At 67.6% G+C, this 14,527-nt stretch carries 18 protein-coding genes; 12 read left to right on the top strand and 6 right to left on the bottom strand.

Annotated elements, in window-relative coordinates; genetic code table 11:
* Window positions 1–445: 445 nt before the first annotated feature.
* The 5 genes from SGR02S_RS10175 to hemE form a co-directional block, all read right to left on the bottom strand.
* Complete coding sequence (locus tag SGR02S_RS10175) at window positions 446–1,168, bottom strand: TerC family protein (RefSeq protein ID WP_067108850.1); 723 nt, start codon at window positions 1,166–1,168, stop codon at window positions 446–448.
* A gap of 2 nt (window positions 1,169–1,170) precedes the next feature.
* Window positions 1,171–1,464, bottom strand: coding sequence for an antibiotic biosynthesis monooxygenase family protein (locus SGR02S_RS10170; RefSeq protein WP_067108836.1), 294 nt, complete (start codon window positions 1,462–1,464; stop codon window positions 1,171–1,173).
* Window positions 1,465–1,473: 9 nt separating this feature from the next.
* Window positions 1,474–2,730, bottom strand: coding sequence for a transcription termination factor Rho (rho, locus tag SGR02S_RS10165; RefSeq protein WP_067108834.1), 1,257 nt, complete (start codon window positions 2,728–2,730; stop codon window positions 1,474–1,476).
* Window positions 2,731–3,107: 377 nt separating this feature from the next.
* Window positions 3,108–3,557 carry a CopD family protein gene (locus tag SGR02S_RS10160; RefSeq protein WP_067108832.1) on the bottom strand — a complete coding sequence of 150 codons (450 nt, stop codon included), beginning with the start codon at window positions 3,555–3,557 and terminating at the stop codon, window positions 3,108–3,110.
* Window positions 3,558–3,561: 4 nt separating this feature from the next.
* A complete protein-coding gene (hemE, locus tag SGR02S_RS10155; RefSeq protein ID WP_067108829.1) occupies window positions 3,562–4,590 on the bottom strand; it encodes a uroporphyrinogen decarboxylase in 1,029 nt (342 codons plus the stop codon).
* 335 nt (window positions 4,591–4,925) lie between these two features.
* On the opposite strand from hemE, the gene SGR02S_RS10150 reads away from it, so the two are divergent.
* From SGR02S_RS10150 to SGR02S_RS10100, 11 genes are all read left to right on the top strand, one after another.
* Window positions 4,926–5,744, top strand: a complete 819-nt coding sequence (locus SGR02S_RS10150) for a pyruvate, water dikinase regulatory protein (RefSeq protein ID WP_067108827.1) — start codon at window positions 4,926–4,928, stop codon at window positions 5,742–5,744.
* Window positions 5,741–6,340, top strand: a complete 600-nt coding sequence (locus SGR02S_RS10145; RefSeq protein WP_067108825.1) for a Maf family protein — start codon at window positions 5,741–5,743, stop codon at window positions 6,338–6,340. Before SGR02S_RS10150 ends, SGR02S_RS10145 begins: the two co-directional genes overlap by 4 nt.
* Window positions 6,337–7,164, top strand: a complete 828-nt coding sequence (aroE, locus tag SGR02S_RS10140; RefSeq protein WP_067108848.1) for a shikimate dehydrogenase — start codon at window positions 6,337–6,339, stop codon at window positions 7,162–7,164. Before SGR02S_RS10145 ends, aroE begins: the two co-directional genes overlap by 4 nt.
* The gene (gene coaE, locus SGR02S_RS10135) at window positions 7,161–7,784 is read left to right on the top strand and encodes a dephospho-CoA kinase (protein WP_067108824.1); all 624 of its coding nucleotides are present in this window, start codon (window positions 7,161–7,163) and stop codon (window positions 7,782–7,784) included. Before aroE ends, coaE begins: the two co-directional genes overlap by 4 nt.
* A gap of 20 nt (window positions 7,785–7,804) precedes the next feature.
* Entirely contained in the window at window positions 7,805–8,497 is a 693-nt protein-coding gene (gene dnaQ / locus SGR02S_RS10130; protein WP_067108845.1) for a DNA polymerase III subunit epsilon, read from the top strand.
* A 44-nt stretch (window positions 8,498–8,541) separates the two neighbouring features.
* Complete coding sequence (gene hpf, locus SGR02S_RS10125) at window positions 8,542–9,114, top strand: ribosome hibernation-promoting factor, HPF/YfiA family (protein ID WP_067108823.1); 573 nt, start codon at window positions 8,542–8,544, stop codon at window positions 9,112–9,114.
* Between the two features lie 149 nt (window positions 9,115–9,263).
* On the top strand, window positions 9,264–9,728 hold the full coding sequence (locus tag SGR02S_RS10120; RefSeq protein WP_067108822.1) for a PTS sugar transporter subunit IIA: 465 nt from the start codon (window positions 9,264–9,266) through the stop codon (window positions 9,726–9,728).
* A gap of 123 nt (window positions 9,729–9,851) precedes the next feature.
* Complete coding sequence (locus SGR02S_RS10115) at window positions 9,852–10,235, top strand: DUF1491 family protein (protein ID WP_337180373.1); 384 nt, start codon at window positions 9,852–9,854, stop codon at window positions 10,233–10,235.
* A gap of 195 nt (window positions 10,236–10,430) precedes the next feature.
* The gene (locus SGR02S_RS10110; RefSeq protein ID WP_067108815.1) at window positions 10,431–11,078 is read left to right on the top strand and encodes a cell wall hydrolase; all 648 of its coding nucleotides are present in this window, start codon (window positions 10,431–10,433) and stop codon (window positions 11,076–11,078) included.
* 267 nt (window positions 11,079–11,345) lie between these two features.
* Entirely contained in the window at window positions 11,346–11,972 is a 627-nt protein-coding gene (locus tag SGR02S_RS10105) for a DUF4136 domain-containing protein (protein ID WP_067108842.1), read from the top strand.
* Window positions 11,969–13,090, top strand: coding sequence for a M14 family metallopeptidase (locus SGR02S_RS10100; protein WP_067108813.1), 1,122 nt, complete (start codon window positions 11,969–11,971; stop codon window positions 13,088–13,090). The genes SGR02S_RS10105 and SGR02S_RS10100 overlap by 4 nt, the downstream gene beginning before the upstream one ends.
* 81 nt (window positions 13,091–13,171) lie before the next feature.
* On the opposite strand, the gene SGR02S_RS10095 is transcribed toward SGR02S_RS10100, so the two are convergent.
* Window positions 13,172–13,633: an Hsp20 family protein gene (locus tag SGR02S_RS10095; RefSeq protein ID WP_067108810.1), complete on the bottom strand. Its 462-nt coding sequence runs from the start codon at window positions 13,631–13,633 to the stop codon at window positions 13,172–13,174.
* Between the two features lie 191 nt (window positions 13,634–13,824).
* Here SGR02S_RS10095 and gpmA point away from each other — a divergent pair, with 191 nt between their 5' ends.
* Window positions 13,825–14,511 carry a 2,3-diphosphoglycerate-dependent phosphoglycerate mutase gene (gene gpmA / locus SGR02S_RS10090; protein WP_067108807.1) on the top strand — a complete coding sequence of 229 codons (687 nt, stop codon included), beginning with the start codon at window positions 13,825–13,827 and terminating at the stop codon, window positions 14,509–14,511.
* Window positions 14,512–14,527: the final 16 nt, after the last annotated feature.

Raw genomic sequence — 14,527 nt, 5'->3', positions numbered from 1 at the left:
ACCCCGGCTTTCGCCGGGGAACAGCGCCTGACCTGCCTGAAGGGTAATATATGCCAACCTGTTTCAGAGCCTGCCCCGGACCCGATCCGGGGGGCCATGGTCCGCATTTACCTAGAGCATCGAGCATTAAATCTGAACCGTTTGCCCTGAGCTTGTCGAAGGGCCGTTCTTTCTTTTGGCGTCCCAAGAAGAAGGACGGTGCTTCGACAAGCTCAGCACGAACGGCAGAAAGGGTGATGCAGATTTAACGCACGATGCTCTAAAAAGCGGTGCAAAGGGAAGGTCCGGCCATGGATGCTGAAACGCGTTCAGTATGACGAACGGATGAGGCAGCGTGCCGAAACCCGAATCCCCACCGGCCATGTAGCAGGATGACATCGGACGGAATCGTCATTGCGAGTGGAGCGAAGCAATGACGAAGTGGTCAATCCAAATTCACCGGAGTCTAGCCGAACAGCGTGCCGACGCCGACGCTCGGGTCGACCCAGCCTTCGTGGATCATCTTGACCGCGACATAGAGGATCACCGCCAGCCCGACATAGGCGATCCAGCGATAGCGCTCGATATATTTGGCGATGATGTTGGCGGCGATGCCCATCAGCGCGACGGCGACGATCAGCCCGACGATCAGGATGCCGGGATGCTCGCGCGCCGCGCCGGCGACCGCGAGGACATTGTCGAGGCTCATGCTGACGTCGGCGATCGCGACCGCCCAGGCGGCGCCGAGGAAGCTCTTCGCGGGTTTCAGCCCCGAATGCTCGTCGCCCTCGATCTCGGGCGAGCCCACGGAATGGGCGCCGGCGCGCAGTTCGCGCCACATCTTCCACGCCACCCAGATCAGCAGCAGGCCGCCGACGAAGATCAGCCCGACGATCTGCATCAGTTGCGTGACGATCAGCGCGAAGGCGATGCGCAGCACCAGCGCCGCGATGACGCCGATGAAGATCACCTTGCGCCGCTGGTCCGCCGGCAGGCCGGCCGCGAGCGCACCGACGACGATCGCATTGTCGCCCGCCAGCACGATGTCGATCATCAGCACCTGCAGGAAGGCCGACAGCGCCGCGGGTTCGGTGATGTTCGAAAAATCGTTGACGATATGCGCCCAGATGCCGCCCGGTCCGCCGAAGCCCGTGGCGGCGACGGCACCTGCTTGGGCCAGGATTTCCAGGATCACAGCGGGTCTCCGAAATAGCTGACCTCGGGAACGGGGTCATAGAAAGGATGCAGCAATGCACGCCATTGCCGGTAGCGGTCGGACTGGCGGAAGCCATCGCGATGATCGGCGACCGACTCCCACAATGCCAACAGCAGATAGGGCTGTCCGGTTCCCGCCGGACGGCGGATCTCGAGCGAGATAAAGCCCGGCGACGCCTCGATCAACGGCCGCGCCTGCGCGACGGCCGCCTCGAACGCGGCCTCGCTTCCGGTGCGAACGGGAAGCAGCGCATGTTCGACGACGGCCATCCGCGCGGCCTATTGGTTCATCGACTCGAAGAAATCCTCGTTGGTCTTCGAATCCTTGATCTTGTCGAGCAGGAATTCCATCGCATCGACGGTGCCCATCTGCATGAGGATGCGCCGCAGCACCCACATCTTCGACAGCTTGTCCTTTTCGACCAGCAGCTCTTCCTTGCGGGTGCCCGACTTGCCGACGTCGAGCGCGGGGAAGATGCGCTTGTCGGCGACCTTGCGGTCGAGCACGATCTCGCTGTTGCCGGTGCCCTTGAACTCCTCGAAGATCACCTCGTCCATGCGGCTGCCGGTGTCGATCAGCGCGGTCGCGATGATCGACAGCGAGCCGCCCTCCTCGATGTTGCGCGCGGCGCCGAAGAAGCGCTTCGGCCGCTGGAGCGCATTGGCATCGACGCCGCCGGTGAGCACCTTGCCCGAGCTGGGAACCACGGTGTTGTAGGCGCGGCCGAGGCGGGTGATCGAATCGAGCAGGATGACGACGTCCTTCTTGTGCTCGACGAGGCGCTTCGCCTTTTCGATCACCATTTCGGCGACCTGGACGTGACGCGTCGCGGGCTCGTCGAAGGTCGAGGAGACGACCTCGCCGTTGACGCTGCGCTGCATGTCGGTGACTTCCTCGGGCCGCTCGTCGATCAGCAGGACGATCAGATAGACCTCGGGATGATTGTCGGTGATCGCCTTGGCGATGTTCTGCAGCAGCACCGTCTTGCCGGTGCGCGGCGGCGCGACGATCAGCGCGCGCTGGCCCTTGCCCTGCGGGCTGACGAGGTCGATCACGCGCGCCGACTTGTCCTTGACGGTCGGGTCGAGCGCGTCGAGCGACAGCTTCTGGTTCGGATAGAGCGGCGTCAGATTGTCGAAATTGACGCGGTGGCGCACCGCTTCGGGATTGTCGAAATTGACCGCGGTCAGCTTGGTGAGCGCGAAATAGCGTTCGCCGTCCTTCGGCGCGCGGATCTCGCCCTCGACCGTGTCGCCGGTGCGCAGACCGTGTTTGCGGACCTGGTTCGGCGAGACGTAGATGTCGTCGGGGCCGGCGAGATAATTGGCCTCGGGACTGCGCAGGAAGCCGAAGCTGTCGGGCAGGACCTCGATCGTGCCCGACCCGATGATTTCCTCGCCCTCTTCGGCGAGTTCCTTGAGGATCGAGAACATCAGGTCCTGCTTGCGCAGCGTCGATGCGCCCTCGACGCCCAGTTCCTCGGCCATTTCGACGAGTTGGGCGGGCGATTTGGTCTTGAGTTCTTTGAGATGCATGGATGGATTTTCCAGAAATGAAATTCGGGACAGGGATATGGCAATTCAGCGCACCGGATGCGCCTATCCGGTCGGGGGACGACCGTTCACGATAGCATCGGCGCACGACGCGCCGCCCGCGCGGGACGGGGTTGATCGGCCCCTATATCCGGCTTTTGCCCAAGTCAATCGGGCCAAGTCGATCGGGGGCAATCGGGCGGCGGCATGGCGGTCGCGTCGGACGAGGCGAGGCGACGGCTTCGGCCGCGTCGCCGTCGCTTGCAACGCCATGCCATCTGGACCCCGGCTTTCGCCGGGGAACCGTCGCTACACGGTCAGGGTGCGATAAATGCGGGGCCAGCCCTCGATCGTAGCCGGCGATTCCCTGCTCTTGCCGATCAGGGCCGGACGATGACGAGGACGACGATGATCGCCGCGGCGACGCCGGGCACCTCGTTGAGCAGGCGGAGCCGCTTTTCGCTGAGCGGGCGCTCGCCCTTGCGCAGCTTCTTGAAATAGCCGACCAGCCAGCCGTGATAGCCGGAGAGCAGCAGCACGAGCAGCAGCTTGCCGTGGAACCAGCCCTCGCTCCAATAGCCGCCGTTGAAGGCGAGCAGCAGGCCGAACACCCAGACGAGGATGATCGAGGGGTTGAGGATGATCCGGCGCAGCCGGTCCTCGCGCTCGATCCATTTGCGGTCCTCTTCGGACCCCACCGCGCACTGGTGATGATAGATGAAGAAGCGCGGCATCATGAACAGCCCCGCCATCAGGAAGATGACGAAGATCACATGCGCCGCCTTCATCCACAGCATCGTCGCCCCCAGAAATCCGACCCAGTCCGTCATTGCCCTACCCGCCTCGCACGCGCCTGATCAGATGTTCGACATGGGCAATCGGCGTGTCGGGCACGATGCCATGGCCCAGATTGAAGATATGGGGGCGCGAAGGGAAAGCCGCAAGGATGCGGTCGACCGCCGCGTCGAGCGCCGCGCCGCCGGCGACGAGCGCGAGCGGGTCGAGATTGCCCTGCACGGGCAGATGCGCGGGCAGCACCGCATCGGCCCAGGCGGGATCGACCGTCTCGTCGAGCCCGATCGCGTCGACGCCGGTCTCGTCCGCATAAGATGCGAGCTTGCCGCCCGCCCCCTTCGGAAAGCCGATGACCGGCGTGTCAGGATGGAGCGCCTTCAGCCGGCGCACGATCGCGGCATTGGGGGCGATGACCCAGCGTTCGAACTGCGCGGGGGACAGGCTGCCGGCCCAGCTGTCGAAAAGCTGCACCGCCTCGACCCCCTGCTCGATCTGTCCCGACAGATAGGCGACGCTGAGCTCGACGATCGCGTCGACGATCGCCTGGAAGGCCGCGGGATCGCCGAACGCCATGCGCCGCGCCGCGGCCTGGTCCTTCGACCCCTGCCCCGCGACCATATAGGTGGCGACGGTCCACGGACTGCCCGCGAAACCGAGGAAGCTCGTCTCCGGCGGCAGCGCCGCGGCGACGCGCGCGACGGTCGCATAGACGGGGTCGAGCCGCTGCGGCGCCGCTTCGAGCGCGGCGAGCGCCGTGTCGACGAGCGCCGGCGCGAGCCGCGGTCCCTCGCCCGCCTCGAACCACAGATTCTGCCCGAGCGCGTGCGGAACGACGAGGATGTCGGAAAAGAGGATCGCGCCGTCGAAGCCGAAGCGCCGGATCGGCTGCAGCGTCACTTCGGCCGCCGCCTCGGGATCGTAGCAGAGTTCGAGGAAGCCGCCCTTGGTCTCGCGAAGGGCGCGATATTCGGGGAGATAGCGGCCCGCCTGGCGCATCAGCCACAGCGCCGGCCGTTCCTGCCGCACCCCGCGCAGCGTCGCCAGCAAGCTCTTCGGTGTCGCCTTCACGCGGCCCCTCTTTCTTCTATCAAAACAAGTATAAATGGATTGTGGTGGATTGTTGGCGGGCGGATAAGTGCGCTTTAGGCGCCGGCGCCCCTTTTGCCAACATCTTGACTCCCCGTCCGCCGCCGTCCGCCGCGGAGTCGGCGGCGGTCGTCCCCGTTCTTCACAGCCTGTGGACAAGATTCGTCCCCTGTGGATAAACGGCGGGACGGAATCGGCGCGGCCGGGGATGGAATCGCTGTCCCGCTTCGCCCCCCGGCTTGTGCCGGACTTGTCCACAGCCGGCCCGCGATGCTTCGCCGCTTGCCTTTTCGGGCGGCGCGAGGACAAGAAGGGCGATGGACCGGCTCCACCTGCACCTCATATCCGATTCCACCGGCGAGACGCTCGAAAATATCGCCAAGGCGGCGATCGCCCAGTTCGACGACGTCGAGGTGGTGCGCCATTTCTGGCCGATGGTCCGATCCGAATCGCATCTCGACCGCATCATGGCGGAGGTGCAGGCGAGCCCGGGGATGATCCTGTTCACGCTGGTCAACGGCGACCTGCGCGCGAGCCTCGAGCGGCGCGCCGGCGCGCAGGGGCTGCCCCTCGTCCCGGCGCTCGACGCGGTCACCGACGCGCTGTCGCGGATGCTGGGACAGGAAGCGAAGGCGCGCCCCGGGCGGCAGCATGTGCTCGACGCGGCCTATTTCGCGCGGGTCGAGGCGATCCAGTTCACCGTCGCGCACGACGACGGCATCGGCTGGGACAATTGGGAGGAAGCCGACATCCTGCTCGCCGGCGTGTCGCGCACGTCGAAGACGCCGACGAGCATCTATCTCGCCAATCGCGGCTACAAGACCGCGAACATTCCGATCGTCCCCGAATCGCCGCCGCCCGAGGCGCTGTTCACGCTGAAGCGTCCGCTGGTCGTCGGGCTGACGACCAGTTTCGACCGGCTGGTGCAGGTGCGGCGCAACCGGCTGCTGTCGCTGAACCAGGTGCCCGAGACCGCCTATGTCGACGAGGAACGGGTGAAGGCCGAGATCGCCTATGCCCGCCGCATCTTCGCCGACAACGACTGGCCGGTGATCGACGTGACGCGCCGGTCGATCGAGGAGACCGCCGCGGCGGTGATCCAGCTCGCCGAGGATCGCGCGGGGCGCGCCGCATGACGGAACTGGTCCTCGCCTCGCAGAGCAGCGGGCGCGCCGCGATGCTGCGCTCCGCCGGGCTGGCGTTCGAGACCACCCCCGCGCATGTCGACGAGGAGGCGCTGACCGCGTCGCTGCGCGCGGCCGGGCAGACGCCGCGCAACATCGCCGACGCGCTGGCCGAGGCAAAGGCGATCAAGGTGTCGGCGCGGCTGCCCGGCGTCACGGTGATCGGCGCCGATTCGACCCTCGCGCTCGACGACGGGACGATGCTGGCCAAGCCCGAAAGCCCGGAAGAGGCGGCCACGCACCTGCGCTGCATGGCGGGAACGCGGCACCGGCTGTTCAGCGCCGCGGTCGCCGCGCGCGACGGCGCGCCGGTGTGGCGCGCGGTCGGCGAGGCGAGGCTGTGGATGCGCCCCTTGTCGGAGGGCTTCATCGCCGCCTATGTGGCGCGCCACTGGGACAGCATCCGCTGGACCGTCGGCTGTTACGAGATAGAGGGAGCGGGCGTGCAATTGTTCGACCGGGTCGAAGGCGACCCTTGGACCATCGTCGGCATGCCGATGCTGCCGCTGATGGCATGGCTGCGCGCGGCCGGGCTGGCGCCGGCATGAGCGGAATCCCTTACACGCCCCCTTATGCGGAGGTGATCGGCGATCCGATCGCGCATTCGAAGTCGCCGCTGATCCACACCTTCTGGCTGGAGGCGCTGGGCATCGCGGGCGATTACCGGCGCGCGCACGTCCGCCCCGACGGCCTTGCCGCCTATATCGCCGAGCGCCGCGCCGATCCCGACTGGCGCGGTTGCAACGTCACCATTCCGCACAAGGTCGCGGTGATGGATCTGGTCGACGACCCCGGCAATATCCGCGGCACCATCGGCGCGATGAACACGGTGGTGCGCCAGCCCGACGGCGCGCTGATCGGCACCAACACCGACGCCGCCGGCTTCTATGCGCCGCTTGCCGAACTCGACCTCGAGGGCGCGCCGGTCGCGGTCATCGGCGCCGGCGGCGCGGCGCGCGCGGTGCTGTTCGCGCTTGCCCGCGCGGGCGTCGGCCCTGTGACGATCCTGAATCGCTCGCCGCTCAAGGCGATGGGCCTGCTCGCGACGTTCGGCCTCAAGGGCGACGTCGTCGCGCTCGACGCGCCGCTGCCGCCGGCGGCGCTGCTCGTCAATGCGAGCAGCCTCGGCATGATCGGCCAGCCGCCGCTCGACCTCGATCTGGCGCCGCTGCCCGAGGGGGCGATCGTCTACGATCTCGTCTATGCGCCGCTGCGGACCGGGCTGCTTGCGGCCGCCGAGGCGCGCGGGCTCGACACGGTCGACGGGCTCGACATGCTGATCGGGCAGGCGGCGCTCGCCTTCGAGCTGTTCTTCGGCCGCCCGCCGCCCGAGGGCCGCGACGACGAACTGCGCGCGCTGCTGACCGCATGACGCATTACAAGCGCCCCGGCTCGCGGCTGCGCCGTCCCTTCATCCTCGGCCTCACCGGGTCGATCGGCATGGGCAAGTCGACCGCGGCGACGATGTTCGAGCGCGAGGGCGTGCCGGTGTTCGACGCCGACGCCGAGGTGCACCGGCTGCAGGGTCCGGGCGGCGCGCTGGTGGAGGCGATCGAGGCGCGCTTTCCCGGCACCACCGGGCCGGGCGGCGTCGACCGGCAGAAGCTGGGCGCGCGCGTCCTCGGCCACCCGCACGAACTCGCGGCGCTCGAGGCGATCGTCCACCCCGCGGTCGGCCGCGCGCAGAAGCGCTTCCTGGCGCGGCATCGCGCGCGTCCCGTCGTCGTGCTCGACATCCCGCTGCTGTTCGAAAAGGGCGGCTGGCACCGCGTCGGGGCGATCGCGGTCGTTTCCGCGCCGCTGTGGATGCAGCGCAAGCGCGTGCTGCGCCGGCCCGGCATGACCAACGCCAAATTCAAGGCGATCCGCCATCTGCAGGTGCCCGACCGGGTCAAGCGCGCGCGCGCCGACTTCGTCATCGAAACCGGCCGTCCGAAAAGCGAGACGCATCGCCAGATTCGGGCCATCACCTCTTGTTTCCGCGCCCGATAGGGTCCAGATTGGATCATCAGATGCGCGAGATAATCTTCGATACGGAAACCACGGGGCTCGACCCCAGATCGGGACATCGGCTGGTCGAGATCGGATGCATCGAGCTGGTCGATCGCCGCGAGTCGGGCCGGACCTTTCACGCCTATTTCCATCCCGAACGCGACATGCCGCCCGAGGCCGAGGCGGTGCACGGCCTGTCGATCCAGTTCCTGTCCGACAAGCCGCTGTTCGCCGCTCGCGCCGACGAGCTGCTCGAATTCCTGGGCGACGCGCCGATGATCGCGCACAACGCCGTCTTCGACTTCGGCTTCATCAACGCCGAGCTCGAACGCGCGGGGCGTCCGGCGCTCGACCTCGCCCGCATGTGCTGCACCGTGCAGATGGCGCGCAAGCTGCATCCGGGCGCCAAGCACAGCCTCGACGCGCTCTGCACCCGCTACGGCATCGACCGCAGCCACCGCATCAAGCACGGCGCGCTGCTCGACGCCGAGCTGCTCGCCCATCTTTATATCGAGATGACCGGCGGCCGGCAGATCGGGCTTGGTCTGGGCGCCGAGTCCGCCGCGATGGCGGCGGGCCTGTCGATGCGACCCGCCGTCCCGTCCCGCCCGTTTCGCGAGCCGCGCGCGCACGCCGCCACCGCGGCCGAGCTGGCGCGCCATGCCGAATTCGTCGCCGCACTCAATCAACCTTTGTGGCACGATAGCCCGTGACGGCGGCTCCCAGCGCCGTCACCGACACTGGAAGGAGAAGAAAGATGGAAATCCGCGTCTCTGGCCACCAGATCGAAACCGGTGAAGCGCTGCAAGCGCGTGTTTCGGACCGGATGAACGCGATTGCCGACAAATATTTCTCTCGAGCGATCGGCGCGCATGCGATTTTCGGCAAGGGGCCGCACGACAGCTTCCAGTGCGACATCGTCGCGCATGTGATGCAGGGGCTGGTCCTGAAAGGTCATGGACAGGCGCAGGATGCGCATGTCGCGTTCGAGAATGCGGCCGAGCGCATCGAGAAGCAGCTGAGGCGCTATATGCGACGGCTCAAGGATCGCGGCACGCCGACGCAGCCGTCGCCGACCCTCGACGAGATCCGGGGCAATGCCGGCTACACCGTGTTCGAGGCCGGCAGCGAGGAGGAGGAAGCGGGCGACGCCCCGGCGATCATCGCCGAAACGCGCGTCGACGTGCCGACCAGCAGCGTGTCGGACGCGGTGATGATGCTCGACCTTCGCAACACCAATGCGCTGCTGTTCCTCAACAGCCGGACCGACACCTACAACATGGTCTATCGCCGCTCCGACGGCACGATCGGATGGGTCGAACCGCAATAGGGGCTGGATTTTCTCCGCCATCCGGCCTAAGGGCCGCGCCCAACGAAGCCCTGAACCCGGATGGCGGGGCCTTACGACCGATCCGTGATCGTTGCCATCAGGACGGCGGGACGGCGTTGCCCCGCGACCATGCAGATTTGACAAGACCGATGAACCTTTCTTCCCTTCTTTATCCCGCGACGGTGCGCGCGCACGTCCAGCTCGATTCGAAGAAGGCGCTTTTTCCCTACATCGGCGATCTTGCGAGCCGCGCGCTCGGGCTCGACGCCGGCGAGGTGAGCGAAGCGCTGCTCGAACGCGAACGGCTCGGCTCGACCGGCTTCGGGCGCGGCATCGCGCTGCCGCACGCCAAGCTGGCCGACCTGTCGGGGGTGCGCGGCCTGTTCCTGCAACTCGCGCGGCCGATCGACTTCCAGTCGGTCGACGGCCTGCCCGTCGACCTGCTGTTCGTGCTGCTGTCGCCGCTCGACGCCGGCGCCGATCATCTGAAGGCGCTGGCGGGCGTGTCGCGGATGCTGCGCGATGAAAAGGTCGCCGAACGGCTGCGCGGCGCCAAGAATGACGAAGCGCTCTATGCGCTGCTCGCCGACACCGAAACGCGCGACGCGGCCTGACGCCGTCGGCGCCGGCCTATGCGGCTTGCGGGCCCGCCAGGGCGTGCTTCCCGGCGAAGGCCGGAATCCCGTGGATATCGTGTTGCGATACGTGGACCCCGGCTTTCGCCGGGGAACGCTTCCTTGCCGGAAAGAGGCGGCACCCGGCCGCGCCCGCTATCGTTCCCGGCCGATCCGATGCCGCGGCTGAAGAGCCGTTTCCTCGTCGACCTGCTGCTGCGCGAGGCGCAGGCGGCGGGCGGTTTCGCGGCCGTCCTCGCGCGCGGCGACGCCGATGCGGGGGCGATCCTGGTCCAGTGCAGCGACCGCGGCCGGCCGGGCCCGCTGCTCGAACGGCGCTTCGCGCTCGATGGCGGCTATCGCTGGGAAGCGGTCGGACCGGCCGATGGTGAAGATCGCGAAAACTATTGCGAGCGGCGGCGAAAGGCCGATCCCGACCTGTGGATCGTCGAACTGGATATCGCGGATGCGCCACGACTCGTCGCGGAGTGGGGCGCGTTAACTTGACTCTGTTGCACCGCACAATAGGTCGCCCGCACGTTTAACGCGTAGGTCGTCCCGCGGGTTGCATCGGTTTGTCCGGCGCGCCCGATCGAACGGTTCGGACACGCAGTCGGATGAGGACCGCAGGCGGTATCGGGTCGATGACCCCCCACCTGTTTGTCATGGTTCGGTTCCTCAGCCGCCCTTTTGACGGACCTTATGAGTCGCATTCTGAACGCCGCCAGCACGGCCGCCGTGGGCATGACCGCCCTTGCCATGCTGGTTCTGGCCGAACCGGGTTTCGCGAGCGACCTGATCGCCGACGCGAGCCCGCCCGCCATCACCCTGCCCGCCGCCGAGGCGCCGGAAGCGGAGATGGCGACAGCTTCGACCGATCCGGTTTCTCCGGTCGAAGCCCCCGAGACGATCGACGAACAGGACGAGCCGGCGCCGCAGGCCGATTCGCTCGCCGCGCTGGTCGCGGCGACGCCGCGCCCGGCCGAGCTCGACCCCGAACTGCGCTGCCTCGCCGGCGCGGTCTATTTCGAATCGCGCGGCGAATCGCTCGCCGGCCAGCTCGCGGTCGCGCATGTCGTGATCAACCGCGCCAAGTCGGGCCGTTTCCCGACCAGCCTGTGCGGCGTCGTCCATCAGAAGAGCCAGTTCAGCTTCGTCCGCGGCGGCCGGATGCCGAAGATCCGCGAAGGCGCGCAATGGGCGAACGCGGTCTCGATCGCGCAGATCGCCCGCGACGGCAGCTGGTCGAACCGCGCGCCGGGCGCGCTCTTCTTCCACGCGCGCCACGTTTCACCTGGCTGGCGCAAGACGCGCATCGCCGCGATCGACAATCACATCTTCTATCGCTGAGACGGACCGGGCGCCGCTGCATGGGCAGCGGGTCCGTTCGGGTTCGATGCGGCCATCGTCTCCCCTCCCCACTGGCGGGAGGGGTCGGGGGTGGCCGGCGGCGAGACCAAGGCCCACCCCGCTGCGGCTAGCGAACGAGTTCGCAAGCCTCGCTGCCCTTCCCGCTTGCGGGAGGGGAGAGGGGTGTTTGCGGCCATCTTCTCGCTGGCCGTCCACCGCTGCGCGCCGTTCATTGCCAAGCCATGTTTCATCGCGCATGGTGCGGCGATGACGCGTCTTTCTTCCGTCGCCCTGCTGACCGCAGCGGCGCTTGCTCTCGGTGGCTGCGCAACGGCGGTGCCGCCGGTCGAGGTCACCCGCTTTCACGCCAATGCCGCCGCCGGCTGGGCGCCGGGGACGCGCTATGCCGTCGATCCCGCGCCGCTCGGCGATCCGGCGGCGACGATCGGTTCGGCGCAGCCGTCGCTCGAATGGGCGAGCTATCGCACCGCGGTCGAGCGGCAATTGCAGCTTCTGGGGCTGGTCGCGGCCGATTCGGGTGCGGCGGCGCCGCTGAAGGTCCGCATCGGCTTCGACCGCAGCGACCGGCAGACCGCGGGCAAGCGGTCGCCGGTGTCGGTCGGCGTCGGCGGCTCGACGGGCAGCTACGGCTCGGGCGTCGGGCTCGGCATCGGCCTGAACCTTGGCGGGGGCGCGCGGCAGATGCAGGACCTGCAGCTCAGCGTGCGCATCGACGACGGGGCGAGCGGCCAGGCCTTGTGGGAAGGGCGTGCGCTGACCGCGGTGCCGGTGAAGGCGCCCGCGGCGCAGCCGTCGCTTGCCGCGGCCAAACTGGCGGAGGCCCTATTCAGGGGGTTCCCCGGCGAATCGGGACGCACTATCACGGTGCCATGACCATCAGCATCAACGCCGCTTTCGACAGCGGCAATATCGTCGTGGAGTCGCTCGCCGGCACGTCCGCCCGCCTCTCGATTCGCAAGGATCGCGAGTCCGACTTTTTCCAGTGGTTCCATTTCCGCGTCGCCTGCGCCGCGGGCGATGCGCTCGACCTGGCGATCACCGGCCTTGCCGATTCGGCCTATCCCGACGGCTGGCCGGGCTATGCCGCCTGCGCGAGCTATGACCGCGAGCATTGGTTCCGGCTCGACACCGGCTATGAAGCCCAAACCGATGGCGGCACGCTGACGATCCGCCACACGGCCGAGGGGCCCTTGCTGTGGATCGCCTATTTCGCGCCCTATTCGATGGAGCGGCACCACGACCTGATCGCCTCGGCCGCCGAATGCGAGGGCGTCGCCTATCGCTGCCTCGGCACCAGCCTGGAGGGGCAGCCGATCGACTGCCTCGAAATGGGCGAGGGACCGGTGCAGGTCTGGCTCTATGCGCGCCAGCATCCGGGCGAGAGCATGGCCGAATGGTGGATGGAGGGCGCGCTCGACATGCTCACCGATCCCGCCGACCCGCACGGCCGCTCGCTGCGGCGCAAGTGCCGTTTCCACATCGTGCCCAACATGAATCCCGACGGCTCGCGCCGCGGCCACCTGCGCACCAACCATGCCGGGGTGAACCTCAACCGCGAATGGCACGCGCCGTCCGCCGAACGCAGCCCCGAGGTGCTGTGCGTCCGCAACGCGATGGACGAATCGGGGGTCGACTGGGCGATGGACGTCCACGGCGACGAGGCGATTCCCGCGGTCTTCCTCGCGGGGTTCGAGGGCATTCCGTCGCTGAAGCCCGAACAGCAGGAAAAATTCCTCGCCTTCCAGGCCGCGCTCGCCGCCGCGACGCCCGATTTCCAGACCGAACTGGGGTACGAGAGTTCGGTGCCGGGACAGGCGAATCTGTCGATGTCGACGACCCAGCTCGCCGAACGCCATGGCGCGGTGTCGATGACGATCGAGATGCCGTTCAAGGACAACCGCGACCTGCCCGACCCGGTGCAGGGCTGGTCGCCCGACCGGTCCAAGCTGCTGGCGCGCGCCTGCCTCGAGACGCTCGACCGGATGCTGTAGATGCGAAAACGGGGCCCGGAAGACCGGGCCCCGTTCGTCATGCCCCGAGAGGGAGGGGGCACAAGGGCATGAGCGGGCGGGTCAGGCCGCCTGCTTGCTGCCGTTCTCGACCAGCGTCGGCTTGCTGTCGCCGATCGCGATCTTGTGCGGCTTCATCGCCTCGGGCACCTCGCGCACCAGGTCGATGGTCAGCAGCCCGTCGGCGAGGTCGGCACGGTCCACCCGCACGAAGTCGGCGAGCTGGAAGCGGCGCTCGAAGGCGCGTGTCGCGATGCCGCTGTAGAGCAGCTTGCGCTCCTCGCCTTCCCTGGCCGGCGCCTTGCGGCCGGTGATCGCCAGCATGTTCTGCTGCGCGGTGATGTCGATCTCGTCTTCCTTGAAGCCGGCGACCGCGATGGTGATGCGGAAATGATCGTCGGCGACCTTCTCGATGTCGAAGGGCGGATAATTCTCCGCCGAGCCGCTGTTCTCGAGGAAATCGAACAGCCGGTCGAAACCGACGGTCGAGCGGCGATAGGGGGTCCAGTCAAAGCTGTTGCGCATGGGTCATTCCTTCCTTTCCAAGCGAAGTCATGGGGCTGCGGCAAAACCCGCCGCGGCCACCATCCGGTCCCGTTCCGGCGACCGGATGCGATCAATCTGGTAACGGCCGAAACCATTTCAAGGGGGCATTGGCGTTCCGCGAAAAGCCGCGCTAAGGGGGCCGCGAATCCCCTCCAGCCGAAGGACAGACCATGCCGCAGCTCATCCTCATCCGTCACGGCCAGTCGCAGTGGAACCTCGAGAACCGCTTCACCGGCTGGTGGGATGTCGATGTGACCGAAAAGGGCGCGGCCGAGGCGTGGGCGGCGGGTGAGTTGATGAAGGCGAAAGGCATCGCGCCCGACGTCGGCTTCACCTCGGTCCAGACGCGCGCGATCAAGACGATGAACCTCGCGCTCGAGGCGATGGGGCGGCTGTGGCTGCCGGTCACCAAGGACTGGCACCTCAACGAACGCCACTATGGCGGGCTGACCGGGCTCGACAAGGCCGAGACCGCGGCGAAGCACGGCGACGATCAGGTGAAGATCTGGCGCCGCAGCTTCGATGTCCCGCCGCCGCCGCTCGACCCGGGCTCGCCGTGGGACCTGTCGCACGATCCGCGCTATGCCGGGATCGCGGTGCCCGCGACCGAGAGCCTGAAGGACACGATCGCGCGCGTCCTGCCCTATTACGAAAGCGCGATCGTGCCCGAACTCAAGGCCGGAAAGACGGTGCTGGTCTCGGCGCACGGCAACAGCCTGCGTGCGCTGGTCAAGCATCTGTCGGGCATTTCGGACGCCGACATCACCGGCCTCGAAATCCCGACCGGCCAGCCGATCGTCTATGATCTGGCGGCCGACCTGACGCCGGACGAACGCTATTATCTGAGCGAGCGCTGAGCCGGCCCCGCGCCGC

The sequence above is a fragment of the Sphingopyxis granuli NBRC 100800 genome, assembly GCF_001591045.1.
GTDB classification, from domain to species: Bacteria; Pseudomonadota; Alphaproteobacteria; order Sphingomonadales; family Sphingomonadaceae; genus Sphingopyxis; species Sphingopyxis granuli.
Note: the sequence above shows the minus strand (reverse complement) of the source record. Positions and strands in the feature narration are given on the sequence as shown.